22 protein-coding genes and 4 tRNA genes are annotated in these 20,938 nt (G+C 35.1%); 11 read left to right on the forward strand and 15 right to left on the reverse strand.

The annotated features are described in order from the left end of the window. The 4 genes from J3U63_RS01385 to J3U63_RS01400 are packed head-to-tail and all read left to right on the forward strand — an operon-like array spanning position 1 to position 3,251. Positions 1–819, forward strand: coding sequence for a PoNe immunity protein domain-containing protein (locus J3U63_RS01385; RefSeq protein WP_267370263.1), 819 nt, complete (start codon positions 1–3; stop codon positions 817–819). 6 nt (positions 820–825) lie between these two features. Beyond that, entirely contained in the window at positions 826–1,644 is an 819-nt protein-coding gene (locus J3U63_RS01390) for a PoNe immunity protein domain-containing protein (protein WP_267370264.1), read from the forward strand. A 22-nt stretch (positions 1,645–1,666) separates the two neighbouring features. Further along, complete coding sequence (locus tag J3U63_RS01395; protein ID WP_267370265.1) at positions 1,667–2,833, forward strand: hypothetical protein; 1,167 nt, start codon at positions 1,667–1,669, stop codon at positions 2,831–2,833. A gap of 19 nt (positions 2,834–2,852) precedes the next feature. Beyond that, positions 2,853–3,251: a hypothetical protein gene (locus J3U63_RS01400; protein ID WP_267370266.1), complete on the forward strand. Its 399-nt coding sequence runs from the start codon at positions 2,853–2,855 to the stop codon at positions 3,249–3,251. Between the two features lie 272 nt (positions 3,252–3,523). Here J3U63_RS01400 and J3U63_RS01405 read toward each other — a convergent pair. The 4 genes from J3U63_RS01405 to J3U63_RS01420 all read right to left on the reverse strand — a co-directional run bounded on the left by J3U63_RS01405 (position 3,524) and on the right by J3U63_RS01420 (position 7,037). Next, positions 3,524–3,599: transfer RNA gene (locus tag J3U63_RS01405), tRNA-Gly, on the reverse strand. 71 nt (positions 3,600–3,670) lie between these two features. Beyond that, positions 3,671–3,928, reverse strand: coding sequence for a DUF1145 domain-containing protein (locus tag J3U63_RS01410; RefSeq protein ID WP_267333200.1), 258 nt, complete (start codon positions 3,926–3,928; stop codon positions 3,671–3,673). Continuing rightward, the gene (gene rsmD, locus J3U63_RS01415; RefSeq protein WP_267370267.1) at positions 3,928–4,491 is read right to left on the reverse strand and encodes a 16S rRNA (guanine(966)-N(2))-methyltransferase RsmD; all 564 of its coding nucleotides are present in this window, start codon (positions 4,489–4,491) and stop codon (positions 3,928–3,930) included. Before rsmD ends, J3U63_RS01410 begins: the two co-directional genes overlap by 1 nt. A 14-nt stretch (positions 4,492–4,505) precedes the next feature. Continuing rightward, entirely contained in the window at positions 4,506–7,037 is a 2,532-nt protein-coding gene (locus J3U63_RS01420) for a PBP1A family penicillin-binding protein (protein ID WP_416379648.1), read from the reverse strand. A gap of 262 nt (positions 7,038–7,299) precedes the next feature. On the opposite strand from J3U63_RS01420, the gene J3U63_RS01425 reads away from it, so the two are divergent. After that, positions 7,300–7,707 (forward strand): protein YgfX, encoded by a 408-nt coding sequence (locus J3U63_RS01425; RefSeq protein WP_267333202.1) that lies wholly within the window; start codon positions 7,300–7,302, stop codon positions 7,705–7,707. 33 nt (positions 7,708–7,740) lie between these two features. Here J3U63_RS01425 and tusA read toward each other — a convergent pair whose 3' ends face one another. The 6 genes from tusA to J3U63_RS01455 form a co-directional block, all read right to left on the reverse strand. After that, positions 7,741–7,977 carry a sulfurtransferase TusA gene (gene tusA / locus J3U63_RS01430; RefSeq protein WP_267333203.1) on the reverse strand — a complete coding sequence of 79 codons (237 nt, stop codon included), beginning with the start codon at positions 7,975–7,977 and terminating at the stop codon, positions 7,741–7,743. Positions 7,978–7,994: 17 nt separating this feature from the next. Next, on the reverse strand, positions 7,995–8,801 hold the full coding sequence (locus J3U63_RS01435) for a Cof-type HAD-IIB family hydrolase (RefSeq protein WP_267333204.1): 807 nt from the start codon (positions 8,799–8,801) through the stop codon (positions 7,995–7,997). 127 nt (positions 8,802–8,928) lie between these two features. Further along, positions 8,929–10,257, reverse strand: a complete 1,329-nt coding sequence (locus J3U63_RS01440) for a secretin N-terminal domain-containing protein (protein WP_267370268.1) — start codon at positions 10,255–10,257, stop codon at positions 8,929–8,931. Beyond that, positions 10,250–10,618 (reverse strand): hypothetical protein, encoded by a 369-nt coding sequence (locus tag J3U63_RS01445; protein WP_267370270.1) that lies wholly within the window; start codon positions 10,616–10,618, stop codon positions 10,250–10,252. Before J3U63_RS01445 ends, J3U63_RS01440 begins: the two co-directional genes overlap by 8 nt. After that, positions 10,615–11,088, reverse strand: a complete 474-nt coding sequence (locus J3U63_RS01450; RefSeq protein WP_267333207.1) for a hypothetical protein — start codon at positions 11,086–11,088, stop codon at positions 10,615–10,617. The genes J3U63_RS01445 and J3U63_RS01450 overlap by 4 nt, the downstream gene beginning before the upstream one ends. Then, positions 11,081–12,028: a PilN domain-containing protein gene (locus J3U63_RS01455; protein ID WP_267370272.1), complete on the reverse strand. Its 948-nt coding sequence runs from the start codon at positions 12,026–12,028 to the stop codon at positions 11,081–11,083. The genes J3U63_RS01450 and J3U63_RS01455 overlap by 8 nt, the downstream gene beginning before the upstream one ends. Before the next feature lie 201 nt (positions 12,029–12,229). On the opposite strand from J3U63_RS01455, the gene J3U63_RS01460 reads away from it, so the two are divergent. The 3 genes from J3U63_RS01460 (at position 12,230) to J3U63_RS01470 (ending at position 12,512) form a co-directional block, all read left to right on the forward strand. Continuing rightward, positions 12,230–12,305, forward strand: a tRNA-Val gene (locus tag J3U63_RS01460). Between the two features lie 35 nt (positions 12,306–12,340). Then, a tRNA-Val gene (locus J3U63_RS01465) sits at positions 12,341–12,416 on the forward strand. A gap of 20 nt (positions 12,417–12,436) precedes the next feature. Further along, positions 12,437–12,512: transfer RNA gene (locus J3U63_RS01470), tRNA-Lys, on the forward strand. Between the two features lie 216 nt (positions 12,513–12,728). Here the strand turns inward: J3U63_RS01470 and J3U63_RS01475 are convergent. The 3 genes from J3U63_RS01475 to J3U63_RS01485 form a co-directional block, all read right to left on the reverse strand. After that, positions 12,729–13,355 (reverse strand): LysE/ArgO family amino acid transporter, encoded by a 627-nt coding sequence (locus J3U63_RS01475; protein WP_267333209.1) that lies wholly within the window; start codon positions 13,353–13,355, stop codon positions 12,729–12,731. Positions 13,356–13,440: 85 nt separating this feature from the next. Continuing rightward, the gene (locus J3U63_RS01480) at positions 13,441–14,796 is read right to left on the reverse strand and encodes an APC family permease (RefSeq protein WP_267333210.1); all 1,356 of its coding nucleotides are present in this window, start codon (positions 14,794–14,796) and stop codon (positions 13,441–13,443) included. A 111-nt stretch (positions 14,797–14,907) separates the two neighbouring features. Further along, entirely contained in the window at positions 14,908–15,327 is a 420-nt protein-coding gene (locus tag J3U63_RS01485) for an OsmC family protein (RefSeq protein ID WP_065633299.1), read from the reverse strand. 306 nt (positions 15,328–15,633) lie between these two features. Here J3U63_RS01485 and J3U63_RS01490 point away from each other — a divergent pair, with 306 nt between their 5' ends. Further along, positions 15,634–16,446: a sulfite exporter TauE/SafE family protein gene (locus J3U63_RS01490; RefSeq protein ID WP_267333211.1), complete on the forward strand. Its 813-nt coding sequence runs from the start codon at positions 15,634–15,636 to the stop codon at positions 16,444–16,446. Between the two features lie 117 nt (positions 16,447–16,563). Here J3U63_RS01490 and mltB read toward each other — a convergent pair whose 3' ends face one another. Next, a complete protein-coding gene (mltB, locus tag J3U63_RS01495) occupies positions 16,564–17,643 on the reverse strand; it encodes a lytic murein transglycosylase B (protein ID WP_267333212.1) in 1,080 nt (359 codons plus the stop codon). A 56-nt stretch (positions 17,644–17,699) separates the two neighbouring features. Then, positions 17,700–18,689 carry a 2-hydroxyacid dehydrogenase gene (locus tag J3U63_RS01500; RefSeq protein ID WP_267333258.1) on the reverse strand — a complete coding sequence of 330 codons (990 nt, stop codon included), beginning with the start codon at positions 18,687–18,689 and terminating at the stop codon, positions 17,700–17,702. Between the two features lie 266 nt (positions 18,690–18,955). On the opposite strand from J3U63_RS01500, the gene J3U63_RS01505 reads away from it, so the two are divergent. Both J3U63_RS01505 and J3U63_RS01510 read left to right on the forward strand, forming a co-directional pair. After that, the gene (locus J3U63_RS01505) at positions 18,956–20,218 is read left to right on the forward strand and encodes an AmpG family muropeptide MFS transporter (RefSeq protein ID WP_267343746.1); all 1,263 of its coding nucleotides are present in this window, start codon (positions 18,956–18,958) and stop codon (positions 20,216–20,218) included. Positions 20,219–20,226: 8 nt separating this feature from the next. Next, the gene (locus tag J3U63_RS01510) at positions 20,227–20,892 is read left to right on the forward strand and encodes an NAD(P)H-dependent oxidoreductase (RefSeq protein WP_267370273.1); all 666 of its coding nucleotides are present in this window, start codon (positions 20,227–20,229) and stop codon (positions 20,890–20,892) included. Positions 20,893–20,938: the final 46 nt, after the last annotated feature.

Genomic DNA, 20,938 nt, shown 5'->3' on the forward strand with positions numbered 1-20,938 from the left:
ATGACTGATACTGAGTTATCCAAATTTGAACAACAAAGCCGCCAGAAACTATTAGATGAAGATTTTTATCCTTATGTACAAAATAACTTAAATGTGCAGATAAATGAATTATTGAAAGAGATAAAAAAAATAGATGATCCTTTTTTAGAACCAATGATAACTTTATATTACCAACAATTATGTCTTGATTATACAATAGGTAAACCTGTCGTAGATTTATTTACAACTATGGAAAAAGTAATAAACTATACTCAGAACACAATTGATCATGTTGAGCGCTATAATCATGCTAACCCAGATGATTACATAAATATTACTGTCTTAACCGAGTATTTTGAAACAGATATGTTATCGAATTTACTGGGTTTAGCTATTTTATTTGAACATCAAGACTGGTTTGAAACCATTGTTAAAGCTGTCGACCTTGATCAAGAAAATCGAGAGAAAGCTATGGATAGTCTCATTGCCATGAAAATTCCTAACTATCCGATTACCGAAGCAAAAACGCCACGAGAACTAAGCTTTCGCAACCCCCTTTATAAAGCGATTCATGCAGAAACACCTAAAGCTACCTTAAAGTTCTTAGATGAATACTTACGCCGTTGGTACGATGGATTGCGTAAAGCAGGCAATGTTTATATTGATAGCCACTTAATACAACAGGGCGATTCTAGGGATTGTTGCTGGTTTGTTGGCTACTGGTGTTTTGAAGCTGCTGCTGTTGCGTATTTAAAAAATATTGATGACAGTACGTTACACCGCTTTATGTACTACCCAAAAGACATGGTTCAATATGCACGGGAAAATCATGGAGCTTAATTGAAAATGACTGATTCTGAGTTATCCGAATTTGAACAACAACGTCGTCAGAAACTATTAGATGAGGATTTTTACCATTATTTCCAAGAAAGATTAACCAAACTAATTAGTATGGTTGATAGTGATATGAAAAGGGAAAAAGATGGTTATGCTGAATTTATGATAGGACTACAGTATCAACAACTCTGTTTAGATTATACCGTAGGTAAAAAAATCATTGGATTATCATCCAGAATGGAGTGTATTTTAAAATACATACCGAGTTCTATTGATTATGTAGATAAATATAATATTGCCAATCCTAATGATAGAATGGATATTACTATCCTGACGGAATATTTTGAAACGGAAACATTATCAAATTTATTAGGTTTAGCTATTTTATTTGACCGCCAAGATTGGTTTGAAACCATTGTTAAAGCAGTTGATTTTGACAAAGAAAATCCAGAAAAAGCGTTAGATAGTCTGATTGCTATGAAAATTCCAAACTATCCGATTACCGAAGCAAAAACGCCACGAGAACTGAGCTTTCGCAACCCTCTTTATAAAGCGATTCATGCAGAAACACCTAAAGCTACCTTAAAGTTCTTAGATGAATACTTACGCCGTTGGTACGATGGGCTACGTAAAGCAGGTAATGTCTATATTGATATTCATTTATTGCAACAAGGTGACTCCAGAGATTGTTGTTCTTTTCATGGCTACTGGTGTTTTGAAGCTGCTGCTGTTGCGTATTTAAAAAATATTGATGACAGTACGTTACACCATTTTATGTACTACCCAAAAAATATGGTGGAGTATGCACGTAGTCAATCAATAGCCTAAAGGAAAAGATAGGAATTAAAACGTGTGGACTAAAACAGATATTGCAAAACTACCAACACCTAAGCCAATTAGACTGTGGAACTGGATCAGTATCATGCTACTGGTATTTGTGTGTGTATTATTTTTTATGCTGTTTGTTACTTCTGTGAGTGTAAGCAATAATACACTTTTTATTGTGATTCTTAGTGGTATTACACTATTTGTAACGGGATTGCTATTTAGTGTACGCATTTTTTTGTATGGTTTAGAAGAGGAAAAAGTCAAAATTTGGGATGAACAAATCAAAAACCGTAATAAGCAATGGCAAGAATGGTCAATGCAATCGTTGGCTGTGCTTGGTAGTGTTGTCATTACGCCTCAAGATTTATCAGTTGATGACCTATTAAAAAATCAAGGTCAATTGCATTTTTCTGCCCATGAACTTTTTAGTTTTCGTAAAACTAATCACAGATTTTATCTTGAATCCTATGAATGGATATTCGCTAATTTTTATGACTATTTAAATCAAATAGGCAATAACTATACTCTTAAGGTGTTATTACTAGGTTCGCCTGAATACCACATTGAACAAACAAAATTGATTCGACAGGCATATAAGCAATTAGGCGGAAGTCTTCCTCTTGAGTTTGATTATCAGTCAATATTTGGTTCACAGCAGGATGATATTAATCAGCTCATCGATAATGAAGAGCCTATGCTCTATTTGATTATTGCAGATAATGCACAGTCAACCGATAGTTCTGCATTTATGAGTGCTTTATTACTGGCTAATGAGTCTTTATACACAAACATCCCAAATTTACGTGCGCAAAGTTACGTTTTACGATCAATGCAAACAAATCGGGATGAATTTCCTATGGCAATTGCACAAATGCATGAAATTCAACCCGCATTTAGTCATATTGAACAACTTTGGTATAGTCAATTCGATGAAAAAGCTGTAGCGGATTTGAGAATATTATTTTTTGAATATGACATCATACTTAGCGAAATGGAGTACCCTGCAATCTATCCGTTAGATACCTATTTCGGTCATCCCAGTAAAGCATTAAGTTATTGGTTACTCCTTGCTTTAACAACACAAGCTGTAACAAAAACACAACAAACACAACTTGTAGTAGCGAGTATTCTGGATAATCTATGGTTTACCGTAGTATCGCCCCCCATAGATGATAATGTAACGGAGTGAATTAGTTGAGTGGTTTATTATGACTTTAACACTTCGCCCCGATTGCGACAGTGCCCTCAAACATGCACTAACCGCCTTACAACAAAAAATCCTACACTCACTTGCCAAGTGGCCGAGTATTAAAGGACAAAGCACCCCCGAATATTCCAAAGCACTGTGTAGTGCGATTAATGGCAAAAAACGCCATAGACAAGCAGATTTACAGGCTTTAGCGGCTGCTCGAGGTGGATTATGTTTAGAAAAACACTACACCACCATGAATGATAAAGTCACATGGCAATGCAATGCGCTAAGGGACATCGGTGACAACGCGCAGCGAGTTTCATTCAACTTGGGCGCTGGTGTCCCTACTGTGCCCGTAAAACCTATACCATTGAAGATAGCTTCCTGTAAATCAAATAACTCACCGGTTAACTGACCAAAGCTACGCGAAGTCATTATATTTTGTTTTGGCGTGGACATATCATCTAACTCGATACAAGAAGTTCCTTGTAGCTCCAGTAATGTGCTGCTGCCTAGATAGCTAGTCAATATTTAGACGAACTGTTCAGAAAATACATTACTACAATAACACATTTTTTGGGCTAAATTCTCTTGGATGACTCTATTCTATACTGAAAAGTAAAACCGTTAAATCACTTGCGAATTCTAAGCTTTGTGGACTTTAATGGACTATACTCGATGTTATATTGGAGCGGGAAACGAGGTTCGAACTCGCGACCTCAACCTTGGCAAGGTTGCGCTCTACCAACTGAGCTATTCCCGCATATTTGGAGACTTCTAAAGAAGTGGTGAGCATTATACAAAAATTTTTGTATCTGACAACCACTTTTTTCTCTATTTTTTTTGTTTCCAGCTAAGTGATTCAAAAACACCAAAAATAAAAAGACGAAGTGCTTTATATTTGTCCTGCTCTTTTTCTTGGTTTGTCATCGTTGATTGTAACATCCATGCTTGTAAACCATGGGTTATAGCAAAAGCGATTAATCCAACATAGGCTACAATGTTTGCCGGTCTTGGATAAGGATAGATAAGATTAAATAAAAAAAACAACCAAATTAAGGAATATAAAACTTTACCAATAAATATAAACATTAAACGTCTTCTCGTATAAAAAGGTAGCTGTGCACCTGCCCTGCGGTTTTTTCGCGATGTAAATACCAATTACATGGAATATCATTCATGACATTATAATTTATTTCAGTTTCAATGTAGATATAAGCAGAAGGTTTAAACCAACCATTCTCTTCAAGCTGGCTAATGGTTTTTGCCACTAAAGCTTGATGAAAAGGCGGATCGATAAATACTATATCAAATTGTTTATAAGCTGAACGATTAAGCCACTGTAAAGTATCAGTATGATAAACATCTATAGCTGTGCTTGCTAAAAGTTGTGTGTTTTTGATTAATAGTTGAGCGGTTTGTTTATCTTTCTCAAGTAAAGTAACACTCTGCGCACCACGCGATGCAGCTTCAAAACCTAATGATCCGCTTCCCGAAAAACAATCTAAACACTCGCTGCTATGTATAACTGGCATTAACCAGTTATACAATGTTTCTTTTACTCTATCAGTGGTTGGGCGCAAGCCTTGTTTATTTAGAACTGGCAATTTACGCCCACGCCATTTGCCACCAATAATTCTTATCGAACCATTCATTTAAAATCCTTAAGTTAGAATAGCTCTGAAGTATTACCTTGTGAATCAGTCACACTGGTACCGACTTCTTGTGTCGCATATGTTGTAGGTTCAGTTCCCTTAATAAAATACTCTGACATGGTTTTCGCACCAGGGTTAGGGAGTAATCCTGTTTTTTGATCGATCGTGACAGAGATAACATTTTCAGGTTGTACATCTTCCTGTACTGGCACATCTTTTAATGCTACTTTCATATAATCAACCCACACCGGATTTGCTGTCACAGCGCCCGCTTCGGCTCGGAAAGTGCGTCCTAATTCCCTGCGATGATCATCAAATCCCATCCAAACAGTTGTAACAATATTCCCACCAAATCCTGAGAACCAAACATCTTTGGACTGATTGGTCGTACCTGTTTTTCCTCCCACATCTTTTCGACCTAGAGCTTTAACACGCCAAGCCGTGCCTTGCCAATCTGAGCCGCCAAAGACGATAGAGCGTAGGCCATCTTTCATAATAAATGCAATACCACTATTTATAGTATGAGGCGCATATTTAGGTGTATTATCATTTGTTTTATTAGCATCATTAATGTCTGGTAATATCAATTTATCATCAGATTTAAGATTGGCTTGTTCAGGCTCTTCATTACCTGACTCATTAGCGACATCTTCAACATTATTAAGGGATAGATGTTTTGAGTCATTAGAGACTTCATCATCCTGACAATTGTGACAAGCAATTAAAGGTTGATGCTGATATATCACGCTGTCGCCATTATTTTCTTCAATTTTTTCAATTAAATAAGGTGAAATCAAATAACCACCATTAACAATAACCGAATAAGCTCTTGCCACTTGTAACGGCGTAAATGATGCTGATCCAAGTGCTAAAGATTCATTATGTGAAATGTTTTCTTTCGGAAAACCAAAACGCTCCAAATAACTTGCTGCGTAATCAATACCGATGGCCCTTAACGCTCTAACCATCATCACGTTTTTAGACATCCCTAAACCAATTCTTAAACGAAGTGGTCCTGCGTAATTTGGAGGGGAATTCTTAGGTTGCCATATTTGACTACCGCTGGTACGCACAATAGGCGCATCATTGAGCAAGGTAGCCATAGTCAAACCTTGTTCTAACGTGGCTGTATAAATAAAGGGTTTGATGTTTGAACCTAATTGACGTAGCGCTTGTGTTGCCCGATTAAATTTACTTAAATTATAATCATAACCACCGACAATTGCTTTTATAGCACCATTATCAGAATCTAAAGAGACTAGTGCCGCATTTACCGCAGGAATTTGTGCTAAATCCCAATTGTCACCTGATTTTTTCACCCAAATTAATTGACCTGGTTTTAGTGTATCCGATACTTTTTTGGGAAACGCACCTTGTTGGTTATCACTAATAAATGGACGAGCCCACTTCATACCAGCAAATAATATTTTAATATCACTTTTATCGGATAAAACAACTTTGGCTTCAGTGTCGGAAGATTGCATAACAACCCCTGGACACATTTGGTTGTAACAAATATATTTATCTAACGCTTGCTGAATTTGTTCTGCATTCAATGGGGGTTCGTTACTTTTCCACAATATTTTTTCAGCACCACGATAACCATGTCTTATATCGTAATCAATAATATTTTTTTGGACAGCCTCAGTTGCGGCTATTTGGTCTGTTTTGGAAATAGTTGTATAGACTTTATAACCGTCAGTATAAGCATTTTCACCAAATTTATCATACATAAATTGTCGTGCCATTTCAGCAACATAAGGGGCTGAAAATTCTATCTGTGGTGAATGATAACTCACGCTTAATGGTTTTTTTATCGCTTCATCAAATTGAGCTTGGGTAATATAGGATTGATCAAGCATACGACTTAAAACCCAATTACGCCTTGTCAGAGCGCGATCAGGATGAGATATTGGATTAAAAGCCGAAGGTGCATTAGGTAAACCGGCCAATAATGCAGCTTCATCAATAGTTAACTGATCAGGGGTTTTACCAAAAAAGGTATAAGCAGCAGCAGCAACGCCGTAAGCGCGGGAACCAAAGTTAATCATATTAAGATAGAGCGCCATGATCTCTTCTTTTGATAACTCTTTTTCCATACGAATCGCTAAAATCATCTCTTTTACTTTACGTGAGATACTTTTTTCTGGCGTTAAAAAAAAGTTTTTTGCCACTTGTTGAGTGATAGTACTACCACCTTGTGAAAAGCCTTTCTGTTTCACGCCGATATACATTGCTCTGACAATACCAATAGGATCGATACCAAAATGTTCATTAAAACGCGCATCTTCGGTGGCAATCACGGCATTAACCACAATGGGCGGAATTTCATCATACTTCAATGGAGTGCGTCGACGTTCACCAAAAATAGCGATCAATTCACCATCTTTACTTAATACTTGCATTGGTGTTTGTAAGCGCACATCTTTCAATGTCGCAACATCGGGTAAATCCTTTGAATAATAGGCATATCCAGCGATTCCAATAATTAAACCACAAAGAAAGCAGCCGATTAAAAGTTTTAGAATAAATTTCAACACTCTAATTAATATCACAAATTATTCCTAATTTAATTTTTAAATAAAATATGGGCAACAAATGCTATATTTGTTACCCTAAAATGTTTTAATTCATATAGTTGTGAATAAATATATCATTAATTTAGTCATCCAGCGCTTTTGGTAATTACACATCTATATGATAAAAATAACATAATTCTGGATATTATCTCCCATATTAAGCTTAATTTTAAGCAATTTTTAACAATACCATGTAATAATCCTGTTTTATCAAGATCGAGGTATTAATATGTGGAGCACAAAACTGACGAATTCTTATCAACAAATTGCTATTTTTTCAATTTTTTATTTGATGTTAGTCATATTGTGTTTATTACAATTTGCTCATACCACATTAAATAGTTATACCTTTATTGTGACATTAATCTTGGTTATCGAATGGTTTCGAGCGCTACGCTATTGCAAAACAATAAAAGGAGAATTTGCTTTATTTCACCATATCAACCAGATATATTGGCATAAGCAACGTTGGTATTTATTACGCAAACCTTTATTGCTTCGCTATATGATAATTCTTAATTTACAATCACGTCATAATGGTAAACGATGTACATTATTATTGATGACAGATCATCTAATACCTAACGATTGGCGAACGCTACGTTATTATTTGTTTCAAATTGAATTGATTGATTAATATGAATCGTATTCATTAAATTGTTAACAAATATTAATGCGATTTTCTTATCCAATAGTGATAAGGTTCCGATTCTATTTGAGATGCTAATAGCTCATGATCCATATGCCTACAAAAACTTGGCACATCACGCGTTGTGGCAAAATCATCAGCTACAATATGAAGAACTTGACCTATCTCAAGTTCTCTAATCGTTTTTCGAATTAACATAATAGGCTCAGGACATCGTAATCCTAACGTATTAAGTTCTTTATCAAAATTAAGATCCATAAAATTATTCAGATTTTTTAAAGAAATAAATGACTCAAATAATGAGGAACAGCGTCATCAACATTTGATCCAATGACTTCTAAGTTAGGTAATCGTTGCTTTAAATCAGCACTAGCATTTTCCATGATACAACCTTTACCTGCCAAAGATAACATCTCAACATCATTCATGCCATCACCAAAAGCGATACTATCTTTTAATTCGAGTCCCAACTTTTCAACGACTTTTTTAAGTGCACTACCTTTTGATACATTTTCCGCCATAACTTCAAGGCAATTCAATGACGAAAATGTGATACTTACTTTATCGCCATATTTTGCATCAAGTCTTTCTTTGATTTTTACTAAGTGTGGGTGGAGTTCATCGCCACTTGTTGTGTAGTAGATCTTAGCAATATCATCAGTTGCAAAATCAAGTGGATTAAAAAACTGATAAGTAAAATCAGTATCACGAAAAAAGCTAAGAGAATAAGTATCTTCTTTATTGATAAGCCAATTATCCCCTCGATAAACATGGGTATAAACTAGTGGATCATCAATACATTCTTTAGCAAGTTCGCTAGCTAAACTTGGTTTAATGCTTTGACTAAAAACTAAATTACCTGCACTGTCATGTACCCGAGCACCATTAGATGTAATCATAAAAGCATCAATTTCCATATTTTCACGCATTTGCGCGACATCTATGTGATGACGCCCAGTTGCAAAAACAAAATGAATATCTTTTTGACGTAAAGCTTGAAGCACTTTTTTTGTATAAGGTGACAAGCTATGCTTAGGCGTTAATAAAGTACCATCCAGATCAGAAGCAACAACACGAAACATAATATTCTCTATAGTAATAATAAGTTGTAATTATGATGAATAAAAACCTTATAATTTGAATATAATAAATTATAAGCAAAGTAAACCATCAAAAATAAGACCTTGTATAATACAACGCTGTTGGCATTTACTCAACTAATTGTGGGGTTATAAAAATAACTAATTCTCTTTTTTGTTGTTTTTTACCTTTATATTTAAATAAGTTACCGACCAAAGGAATTTCACTAACACCGGGCACATCACGTTTAGTTTTATCATTTAACTGTTGAAAAATCCCCCCTAGTACAACAGTCTCACCACTTTTCACCATAACTTGTGTTTTAATTTCTTGCGTATCAATCGCTAATGCTTCCCCACCTTCACGGCGTTTAATAGAACGACCAGTAGTGTTTTGTGTAATATACAAGTCCAAAATCATTTTTTTATCGTCAAGTATTTTAGGTGTGACTTCTAAACCTAAAACAGCTTGTTTAAATTCTATTGTCGTTGCACCATTATTACCACTTGATACTTCGTAAGGCACATCTGTTCCTTGTTTAATAGACGCCGTATTTTGATTGGCAGTTAATAAATTAGGGCTAGCAATAATTTCAAGTTGATTTTCCGATTCTAATGCTGACAGTTCTAAATTAAGTAAACTCCCAGAACGTTTTGCTAAGTTAAATCCTAACGTTGAAGTTGAATTAATCACACCAAGCCCAACATCAAACTTATCTAGTAATTGTGAGGATCCCCCCGCATATCCCCATTTAATACCAAGTTCATCCATACTTTCATCACTCATTGTGACAATATGTGCTGATATGTGGACTTGTGGCATAGGTTTATCAATAACTTCAACCAGTTTTTTAATCAGATCCAATTGCTTTGAAATGTCGGTGATGACTAATGAGTTTGTCCGTTTATCCATCACAACACTACCTCGTTCCGATAATAAGCCCTGCTGCTTAATGGCATCGATTAACGTAGTCAAATCGGCATGGTTAACGGCAATAGAAAGTGCTTTTAGTGCTTGTGTTTGCTCTTGTTGCTTCATCTCAGCTTGCCGTTTTTGTCTTAACTGTTCAGGATCGTCAGCTTTGGAAATGAATAAAATATTCTCCTCTATTTTTGCCTGTAAATTTGCTGATCGAAGAGTGATATCTAAAGCTTTTTGCCATTCCACATCACGTAATTTAATAGTTTGCTTCACAGACAAATCATCAGCCATAACTAAATTTAATGCTTTACAGTCAGCCAAAGCCTGTAAAATGATAGCAATATCAGTTTGATAAAAATTAATTGAAACCTTGTTTGAGATGCTCAAATCAGATGATCGATCAGCCGTGATTTGATTGGCATCAATCTTGGTAGTCACGACTATCATTATCAACAGACCCAAACCGACAACCTTTAATTTTAATTTCACTTCATTTAAAATTTGATGAAAAAAACACATCATTTGTGTACTATTCATTTAATTGCATCATCCATTGCACTGTGTCATGACAATAGTTCGTAAGATTTGCCTGCCATATCATTTGATTATTTTGCAAAGATTGGATAAACCAAGGAAATAACACATGTGGCACAATATCATCGGTGATTGATAACCACTGATTTTCAGAATAAAGCCAAATTTGATGATAAGAATTATTCACCTGAGCTACTATCCCTTTAAATTGCCAGACTTTGATCTGCTTTAGTAAACTCTCTTGTTGTTCACTACACGTCACTTGTTGAGAAGGTAAAAAAGGATCACGATTTACTTCATTATCAGCGCGAGAAAAAACACTAATCAATAATAAACATTGGGCTATAAAAAAGTTGATTTTCACTCCTTCTCCTTTTTGAACAATAACGTAAAAATAATTTGAAGATACGTTTCTTGATTGGTGATAGTTAAACTTTCAAAATCCAAATAAAAATATTCATTATTGAGTTCGGATAGAAAATGAATAAAATGACTAAAATTACCTTTAAGTCCAACTTCCCACCTAACACCCGTATCCGTTTGATGATATTTAAACATGTTTAATACCAATTGATTTTTCTCGATAAAATATGCGAGTTGATTTTGATTAATCACGCGTAATGCATGTTGTTTTCCTGCCTGATAACGCGCAATTTTTAGTTTCGATGATGCAATTTGTTGCAACTGTTCTTGGTATAACGCACGCTGTTTTATTGACTCATTTTGTATATCCTCAATTAAAACTAAATAGCCTATTAAAAACGCAATAATAGGAAATAAAATGCAAATTAAATATTGTTGCCAAAATGGTCTATAAAAAAAATCATTATTCATGTAGCTTTAAATCCATATCAAACAATAAACTTTGATTATCATTACTGATCGTTTTAACGTGTCCTTGTTCAATAAGGTCTTGCTGTAATAAATTTAAATTAAAGTCTGTAATATCTTTATAGTTGAAGCTATGTCCTAATAAACTCACTTTATTGGGAGTATAAGTAAACGAGGTCAACCAAATATTTTGTGGTAAAAGCTGTGAAATCAATAATAATGACCATTTGATTTGCTGTTGACTCGGTGAAGGATCGGGCTTATATGTTGAGAGCTGATGAGCTAAGTTTTGTTTAATTATTTGTTGATTAGAACATTGTGTTAAATAATAATTTAATTCGCTGCTAACTTGCAGCCACCAATAACAAAATTGGCAGCTCAAAATTCCAATTAAACTTAATGTAGTCATTGCTAAATAAAGTTTTTGTGATTTATGTTTTGACTGTCTCCAAGGTAAAAAATTGAATTTATACTGTTTAAAAACACAACCGATAAAACTCAACCGACAATGATGTTTTTTAAATAGCTCAACCCATTGATTCACATATTTACGATCACAAATCGCAACCATTAATTGTTTTTGTGATTTAGCCAAATAAACAAAATCAAAAAACGCGTGACTGGCTGGCATTTCAAACAGTTTATAGATAGAGGCTTCAACATATAAAAGTATTTCATTTAAATTTAATTTAACTTGGGGAAGTTCAAGTTTAGTGGATTGAATATAATCTTCATGCAAATTTAATTCAAAAGAAGCAAGTGTAGGTAACTTTTCTTGTAATGCACTGAGCAATAGGTCAATATCAACAAAATTCTGATAAGGATATTCCATTAAATCTTCAGACAATGAAGCTGTTAATCGATCCCGGTTGTTTATTACTTTATATCGTATGATTGATGGCTCAACAAACATAACCACTCGATATTTATTTATAGTCTTCATCAATTAGCAGCTCATGTAATTTAATTTTCATGACTCAATCATAAGCATCATTGCCAAAATAAAAATCGCAAATACGTGTTTTTGTGAAGTATCATCCAAAAAATGTTTAAATTTAAACCGAACAAGGCTATTTTTGCAGAAATATAAAAAAAAAGGTTGACTGAAATAAGACGTGCCTTATAATGCACATCCACACGGTAAGGGTGATTAGCTCAGTTGGGAGAGCACCTCCCTTACAAGGAGGGGGTCACTGGTTCGAACCCGGTATCACCCACCAATCTTTACCGTGACGTTTTAGAAATAAAACATTTGGGGTGATTAGCTCAGTTGGGAGAGCACCTCCCTTACAAGGAGGGGGTCACTGGTTCGAACCCGGTATCACCCACCACTTTTAGCAGTTTTCTATATGGGTTGTTAGCTCAGTCGGTAGAGCAGCGGACTTTTAATCCGTTTGTCGAGCGTTCGAATCGCTCACGACCCACCATCTTTTTTCATTGCGATTCAAGTTTATTTTAATAACTATAGAGTGACCATGAATACACTCGCAGTCGACAAATCTGTTTGGAATCAATTTCTTAACACTACATGCTAATCTTGAAAGATTAAATGCACGGCTTAGCAAATTTATTTTAAATAATTCAAATAAATGTTATCAAAAAATAAACGATGAATTATCAATCATCAATCGAATTTGGTTGGTCTAATTTGCAAAAAACACGTACGTAACTAATCGATAAGCAATATAAAACATCACAGCACCGACAATACAGTCCAAAATTACCCACATTCTTTTTTGTTTAAATAAAGGGGTAAGTAATCTTGCCCCATAGCCAATGCTGAAAAACCAGATAAAAGAAACACAAACAGCACCAATCAAAAAAGCCAATTTTTGCTGACTGTTTAGCGTGCCCGCAATACCGCCAACAATGACAACGGTATCCAAGTATACATGTGGATTAAGTAAAGTGACGGCCAAGGTTGCCATTACAACTTTTACCCGGCTAGTATTATCGGTACTTTGCGATTCTATTTGCATGCTACTCGTACCATTAATCGCACTTTTAAATGCACCAAAACCATACCAAATTAGAAAAAGCGCGCCCAATATTGCCAATATATTGGTAATTAACGGATTACGACTAATAAACGTACCAAGACCTAAGATACCAATAGACATTAAGGCAAAATCACAGACAAAACAAATGGCTGATACATAAAAGATATGGTTTTTTAATAATCCTTGTTTTAAAACAAACAAATTTTGAGCGCCAATAGCAATAATTAAGCTGGCTGAAATTAACGCACCGTTTACTATTTCTGAAAGCATGGTTATAACACTTAATTAAAAATGAAGGTATTATTATATAATCATGTGCTACAATCAAGTTGTTATATCCATTAAAGAAAATCGATTAACTGTCTTGGTTATTTTGTTCTAACCAAAGCGGTTGATTGCGATTTTTATTCAAGTAGAGCATGACAGTGCCAATAGCTAACCAAACTGCGCCAACAATTTTTGCATCGTTATCAATATGCGTTAATACCGGTAATAATACTACAATACCAGCAATAGGCACTAAGATATCAAAAACCCAAGAAAGCCATCCTTTAGAAGCTTTTTTGAATTTGAAATAACCAATTACTGCAACATGTAACATTATAAAGGCAGTTAATGCACCGACATCAACAAATGAGACTAAAGTAGGCAGCCCCTTATCATTATTTGCCGCAATAACAACTAAAACTAAATTAAAGATCGCCGCAAATAAAATTGCAACAGTTGGCACACCACTTTTTTGACCAACTTTGGCTAAAAATGAAGGTAAACGTTTATCTCGTCCCATACTATATAATAAACGACTTGCCGCAGCCTGCCCAACCATTGCCGCAAATGATGCACCGATCGCTTTCATTAAACTTAATGACCATCCTAACCATACATTAATTTCGTGATTAACAATGTCATAATAAGCTTTACCTTTTAGTTCAGGATGACTATTTAAATAATCTGCACTATAGGGATTAAGTAAAGCACCAACATAAATTTGTACTACAAATAAAGCACCCGCTAAAACTAAACAGCAGATAATCGCTCTACTCACTATGTTACGTTGACCACTATTTTCTTCAGAAAAAGTAGCAATTGCATCAAAGCCTAAATAAGATAAAACTGCGATAGACACCGCATTAAATAATTTGCCCCAAGTAAATAACTCACCACCAATAAAAGGATGTAACCAATTGCGGCTAATATCACTATTTGCGATAATCCAAATACCCACCAATAACACAGCAAATAGGATAATAATTTCAAGAATTAAGATAATTAATGTGATTTTTGCTGATTTTTTAACCCCAATTAAATTTAATGTTGTGGTAATCACGACGGCTAAACAAGTCCAGATCCATACAGGCACTTCGGGAATCAATGCATTGAGTGATATACCACTAAATAGATAAGCAACAGCAGGAATAAACATATAATCAAGTAGCAATAACCAGCCAACTAAAAAACCAGCATTGGGATGAATACCAACAGAACAATAGGCATAAACTGCGCCGGCATGTGGTAAAGCACGAGCCATTCTAGCATAAGAATACGCGGTAAAAGCCATAACGAAAGTAGCGACAATATACACTAAAGCAATGGCACCATCACTGATCGCGTATAACACACCAAATAATCCTACTGGTGCTGCTGGACCAATAAAAAGCAATCCCAAAATCACTAAATCTCGGAATCGCATATTTTTCTTTAACTGCTGCATAATCATACTCTTATTACATTTCATTCAACAAAATAGAATGTTATACGATTAATGCAAAACAGACTAAGATCAGCTAGTTATTAGATTATAATTATAAGTTATATAAAATAGTTAACGTTGCTCTCTAATCTCATAGGTATAAGACATTTTGGCTGTTTTACCTAACATAATTGAAGCACTGCAATATTTTTCTGACGCAAGCTTTACCGCTTTTTCAACGCTTTCATTGTCAATATTTACACCGGTAATCACAATATGGAAATTAATTGAGGTGTAAACCTTGGGTGAAGATTCTGCCTGCGTTTTATCAATATCAATCCAAAGATCACGCACATCTTTTTTATTATTTTTTAAGATAGCGATAATATCATAAGCCATACAGCCAGCAGCACCGTGCAGTAAAAGTTCCATTGGACGAGCGCCACGATTACGACCTCCGTGCTCAATGCCTCCATCCATGACCAATGAGTGGCCACTTGCGGTTTCACCTAAAAAACCAAAATCATCAATCCACTTTAAACGATCTTTCATTATTTCACTCCTTTCAATATAAAATTGTCATAATATTTTGTGACTTCTTTTGAATTACTCAATAACATAAGCTTTTTTGATCATTATGTCATCTTTTAGCGTATTAGATTGTGATTAAACTCATTGCTAATATTTGATTATTTACTCTTTGATAGATTGCTACCATTCAAATATGTCAGGTACAATAACCAGCCAATGAGAAAAATAATCGACACTGTTGTTAAAATAATTAACCCAGTGATCAATTTATCTAATTAACAAATGGAAAAGTGATTAGTTTTACGTTAATCACTATAAGGACTTAAAATGCTTGTTGAATTTGTTATTTTCATCTGTATTGGCGCATTTGCCGGTTTGCTGGCTGGCATGTTCGGTATTGGTGGTGGTGCATTAATCGTTCCTGCTTTGATTTTTACACTTGACCATTTCAATTTTGGTAACAACTGGATCAACCATATTGCAGTTGCTTCATCATTAGCAACAATCATTGGTACGAGTTTATCATCGAGTTGGTTGCAAAATAAAAACCATAATATTCAATGGTCTGTGTTAAAGAAAATGGTATTGGGTTGCATTGTCGGTACAATAATTGGATCGTATATGACCCCTTATATTCCCGGTGTCTATCTTAGGTGGATCTTTATAGCTTTTCTGTTCTACATTGGCGGAAAATTTATTTTTAAGACCAGTAAAGTTAATCACAATCAAACCACTCAAACAATGAGTACAGGGAATAGTGTTTTTGTGCTTGTTGGTGCATTTATTGGTGTTTTTGCGGCATTAGTCGGCGTAGGTGGTGGTGTATTAGTGGTACCATTCTTGAAAAAATGTGGTATCGATATGCGTAAAGCCATTGGCACATCAGCGGCATTTACTCTGCCAGTTGCAATAGGTGGAACAATTGGGTATATCATTGCTGGCTGGAACATTCCAGAGCTTCCTCAATACAGTCTTGGATTTGTGTATCTACCAGCTGTATTTTCAATTATGCTAGCCAGTATACCCATGGCTAAAGTTGGTGTTCAAATAGCACAAAAATTATCAATTAATAAATTAATCAAGTATTTCGGCATTTTTTTATTACTGTTAGCATTAAAATTATTGGTATCTTCTCTGTAATGAAAATATAGCACTTATTAATAGTAACGAATAACGAGGATGGATAAAGATAAGATTAATTCCTTCTTAAAAATAAGGTCGCTAAAGCGACCTTTTTAATAAATTATCTATTTAACGCTATCTTGCCTCTTTAACAGCTAACCCTAATTGCCATACTGCCATCGCATAATGGGTACTGTGATTATAACGTGTTATGGCATAAAAGTTAGGTAAACCATACCAAAATTGATAACGATCCCCCATATCCAAGCGTAGTAAACTTGCTTCTTTGTAACCCTCTAAAGAACTTTGTGGTTTCAAACCAGCATTAGCTAAGGTTTCAATTGAATATTTAGTACTAAACCCAGTATCAAGTGATAAAGGCGCTTGACCATTCGCCATAACTGCCACTTTTTTGTCACGTTTCCAGCCATGAGCTTTAAAATAGTTAGCCACACTACCAATCGCATCGACAGGATTCCAAAGATCGGTATGTCCGTCACGATCAAAATCTACAGCATAATTTCGGAAAGCTGATGGCATAAATTGACCATATCCCATCGCGCCTGCAAACGATCCTTTCAAGTCAAAGGGATCGACACCTTCATCACGACACATTAACAAGAAATCTTCCAGCTCTTCAGAAAAATATTGCGCGCGTCTTGGATAATAAAAGGCGAGTGTAGATAAAGCGTCAATAATAGTTGTTTTACCCATTACTCGCCCCCAACCAGTCTCAACACCAATAATCCCAACAATAATTTCGGGTGGCACACCATATTCTTGGTAAGCGCGTTTCAAATCGGGTTCATACTTATTCCAAAAATCAACACCTTTAGGTATATTGCTATCAGTGATGAATTTATTTTTATACCGAATCCAGGCGCCATTTGGTATCGTTGATACACCTGTTTTTGGTGCTTGTTTATCCATCAAGTTAATCACCCAATCAAGTTTATTTGTTTGAGCAAGTACATTTCGCAATTGTTGGCGATCAAAACGATATTTATTGACCATTCGGTCGATAAATTTTTCTTTAGTAATTTCTAACGGACCGCTATTGGTTAGCGGTTGATTATGTTTTTGTTCTAGGTAAACACCGCCTTTAACATTCGCATGTCCTCGATGTTCTTGCATCGGTGTGGGTGAAGATTGCTTGTTACTTGTGCAAGCAGCAAGCAATAAAAGCATAGAAGCTACGATAACAATACGTTGCATAATTCATCCATATTTTGTTATTTAAAACAATAAGCAATATCCTAAAATTATTGGCGTTACTCAACAATATTAGGATTTGCTTTTCCTTCTGATATCTGTTGTATGTTATTTAAAGTTGTGTCAGATATATTTAATAATGCTTCTTGAGTTAAAAAAGCTTGATGCCCTGTAAAAATCACATTATGGCATGATGATAAACGTCGAAATACGTCATCTAAAATGACATCATTAGATTTATCTTCAAAAAAGAGATCTCGTTCGTTTTCGTAAACATCCATACCTAGCGCACCGATTTTGGTCTGTTTTAACGCTTCGATTGCAGCAGTAGCATCCAATAAGCCACCACGGCTGGTGTTGATAATCATTACGCCATTTTTCATTTTGTTAAATGAATCTTTATTTAATAAATGATAATTTTCCGGTGACATTGGACAATGCAACGTGATGACATCTGATTTTGCATAAAGTTCGTCTAATTGAACATACTGAGCACCTAATTCGACAACGATATCATTTGGATAGGGATCATAAGCAAGAATATTCATGCCAAACCCTTTTAAGATGCGGATAACTGCTTGACCAATTTTACCTGTACCTATCACCCCTGCGGTGCGGTTGTGCATGTTAAAACCAGTTAAACCTTCCAGTGAAAAATTAGCATCACGGGTACGCTGATAAGCTTTATGAGTTCGACGATTGAGTGTCATCATTAACGCAACAGCATGCTCAGCAACTGCTTCAGGTGAATAAGCCGGTACTCGCACGACGGTAATACCCAATTTTTTAGCTTCAGCTAAATCCACATTATCAAACCCAGCACAGCGTAATGCGAGTATTTTAATGCCATAATGGGCTAATTTTTGTAAAACTTGCTTATCAACTTCATCATTAACAAATACACATACGGCATCATAACCTTGGGCTGTAACTGCTGTTTTATGACTAAGTTTATGTTCATAGTATTCAATCTCAAAGCCATATTTTTTATTAGCAATCTCTAAATGTTCTTTATCATAATGTTTACTACTAAAAACCGCTATTTTGATTTTACCTTTCATACTAATTAACCTCTTTCAAATTTATGCAATGAATATCGTGATTATTTGTTTTGAATGTTTTTACTTTAAGTCTGTCCAAAAAGCGTTTAACTACCTAGATTAAGATTGTTATTAAAATAAGTCAAAACGAGTTAAAATTTTTACGTTTAGTCAATCTAGTCAGAGTAAAACGCTTTTTATTGGCTTTAACAATTATTTGTTATTAATGTGCTATGATAACACTTTGCAAAAAAACTAACCATTAATGTTAAATAATGAATAATACGCAAAACACCATCTTTAAAACCATTTTTACAACTAAAATGCTCATCTGTATTTTTACAGGTTTTGCATCTGGTTTGCCATTTTATTTATTACTACAACTTTTACCTGCGTGGTTAGAAAGCGAAGGAATAAATATTAAAACAATTGGTGCATTTTCTTTAACGCAAATGCCTTATATTTTTAAATTTGTTTGGGCCCCCTTTATGGATAATACCTCATTATTCCATTTAGGCAGACGCCGAGGCTGGATGCTCATATCGCAAATCATATTAGTTTTATCCATTAGTTTATTAGGTTTTTTATCGCCTTCACTCAATATTTGGCTCATTGCCACACTTTGTTTTATTATCGCGCTATTCTCGGCGACGCAAGACATTGCTTTAGATGCATTTAGAAGAGAGCTTTTACTTGATAATGAACTGGGTCTAGGGAATAGTATACACACCAATGCCTATCGAATTGCAGGACTCGTACCTGGATCATTATCGCTTATATTGTCTAGTTATTTAGCTTGGCATAGTGTTTTTATTATTACTGCACTATTTATGATTCCAGCTATCATTATGACCTTATGGGTCAAAGAACCACTTAACCAACCAGTCAAAAATCATAATCTTGAAGCGATCATCATAAAACCATTTAGTGAGTTCATCACTCGTCAAGGTGTTAAAAATGCAATCATTATTTTAGCCTTCATATTTCTTTATAAATTGGGCGATAGTATGGCAACCTCTTTAGCTACACCTTTTTATTTACAAATGGGTTATAGTCGATTAGATATTGGTTGGATTGCTAAAAATGCATCTTTATGGCCGAGTGTTTTTGGTGCGTTAGTTGGTGGAATATTGATGATCAAAATTGGGATTAATCGAGCGCTTTGGGCTTTTGGCTTTGTACAGGTTATTTCTATTTTAGGCTTTGCTTGGTTATCGATTGAAGGGCCATTTACAACCATTACCGGTTATCAACAAATTATGTTAGCCATTGTTATAGGATTTGAAGCATTAGGGGTGGGATTAGGTTCTGCCGCATTTGTCGCGTTTATCGCGAAAACTACTAATCCACTTTATACAGCAACACAGTTTGCTTTATTTACAAGTATCGCATCAATTCCCAGAACATTGATAAATGCAACGACTGGCGTGATGGTCGAACATCTAGGTTGGACAACCTTTTTTACTTTATGTACGATTTTAGCCTTACCAGGTATGTTATTATTAATTAAAGTTGCACCATGGAATACACAACATTAGGAGAGAATATGGATCAATTAAATCAGGCCTTTGAATTTAGACATGCATGTAAAAAATTCGACATCAATAAAAAAATCAATGATATCGATATGGAATATATTCTAGAAGCAGCACGTCAATCTCCATCATCATTTGGCGTGGAGCCTTGGCATTTTGTTGTGGTGAGCAATGATAAAATTAAAAAGCAATTACGTGCAATTTGTTATGATCAAGAACAAGTAACTAGCTGCTCGCATTACGTTGTTGCCCTTTATCGTAAGGCTAATAATTTTACATTACAAAGTGATTATTTACGTCGAACCATTGCTCGAACCTTACCGAATCCAGAGGATAAAACCGCTATCGACATTGCATGTCAATCTTTTATCAATTTTTGTAAACATGGACTCGCTGACGGTTTAACCCTCAATCACTGGTCAGAAATGCAAATCTATATAGCAAGCGCAAATATGATGACGGCTGCTGCTTTCAAAGGCATCGATTCCTGTGCAATAGGTGGGTTTGAGAGTGATAAAGTCATCAAAATTTTTGAAAATACAATTCCTCAATTCAGCGGCCAAGTATTTGGTGTTGGACTTTGTATCGCCTTTGGATATCGGGCTGATGAACCTAGTTCACCACATATTCGCTGGCCACTTACCGATATGACAACTTATTTACCTAATGACAAATAAGGCAGTAATTGCCTTCACTCGTCACTCGGCGAGATGAAGGGTAAGC

This window comes from Gilliamella sp. B2838, from assembly GCF_026536185.1.
Taxonomy (GTDB): Bacteria; Pseudomonadota; Gammaproteobacteria; order Enterobacterales; family Orbaceae; genus Gilliamella.

Coding starts and splice junctions, on each gene's coding strand:
- J3U63_RS01385 (WP_267370263.1), top strand. CDS start 1: ATGACTGATACTGAGTTATCCAAATTTGAACAACAAAGCCGCCAGAAA.
- J3U63_RS01390 (WP_267370264.1), top strand. CDS start 826: ATGACTGATTCTGAGTTATCCGAATTTGAACAACAACGTCGTCAGAAA.
- J3U63_RS01400 (WP_267370266.1), top strand. CDS start 2,853: ATGACTTTAACACTTCGCCCCGATTGCGACAGTGCCCTCAAACATGCA.
- J3U63_RS01410 (WP_267333200.1), bottom strand. CDS start 3,928: ATGTTTATATTTATTGGTAAAGTTTTATATTCCTTAATTTGGTTGTTT.
- rsmD (WP_267370267.1), bottom strand. CDS start 4,491: ATGAATGGTTCGATAAGAATTATTGGTGGCAAATGGCGTGGGCGTAAA.
- J3U63_RS01425 (WP_267333202.1), top strand. CDS start 7,300: ATGTGGAGCACAAAACTGACGAATTCTTATCAACAAATTGCTATTTTT.
- tusA (WP_267333203.1), bottom strand. CDS start 7,977: ATGGATCTTAATTTTGATAAAGAACTTAATACGTTAGGATTACGATGT.
- J3U63_RS01435 (WP_267333204.1), bottom strand. CDS start 8,801: ATGTTTCGTGTTGTTGCTTCTGATCTGGATGGTACTTTATTAACGCCT.
- J3U63_RS01440 (WP_267370268.1), bottom strand. CDS start 10,257: ATGAATAGTACACAAATGATGTGTTTTTTTCATCAAATTTTAAATGAA.
- J3U63_RS01450 (WP_267333207.1), bottom strand. CDS start 11,088: ATGAATAATGATTTTTTTTATAGACCATTTTGGCAACAATATTTAATT.
- J3U63_RS01455 (WP_267370272.1), bottom strand. CDS start 12,028: ATGAAGACTATAAATAAATATCGAGTGGTTATGTTTGTTGAGCCATCA.
- J3U63_RS01475 (WP_267333209.1), bottom strand. CDS start 13,355: ATGCTTTCAGAAATAGTAAACGGTGCGTTAATTTCAGCCAGCTTAATT.
- J3U63_RS01480 (WP_267333210.1), bottom strand. CDS start 14,796: ATGCAGCAGTTAAAGAAAAATATGCGATTCCGAGATTTAGTGATTTTG.
- J3U63_RS01485 (WP_065633299.1), bottom strand. CDS start 15,327: ATGAAAGATCGTTTAAAGTGGATTGATGATTTTGGTTTTTTAGGTGAA.
- J3U63_RS01490 (WP_267333211.1), top strand. CDS start 15,634: ATGCTTGTTGAATTTGTTATTTTCATCTGTATTGGCGCATTTGCCGGT.
- mltB (WP_267333212.1), bottom strand. CDS start 17,643: ATGCAACGTATTGTTATCGTAGCTTCTATGCTTTTATTGCTTGCTGCT.
- J3U63_RS01505 (WP_267343746.1), top strand. CDS start 18,956: ATGAATAATACGCAAAACACCATCTTTAAAACCATTTTTACAACTAAA.
- J3U63_RS01510 (WP_267370273.1), top strand. CDS start 20,227: ATGGATCAATTAAATCAGGCCTTTGAATTTAGACATGCATGTAAAAAA.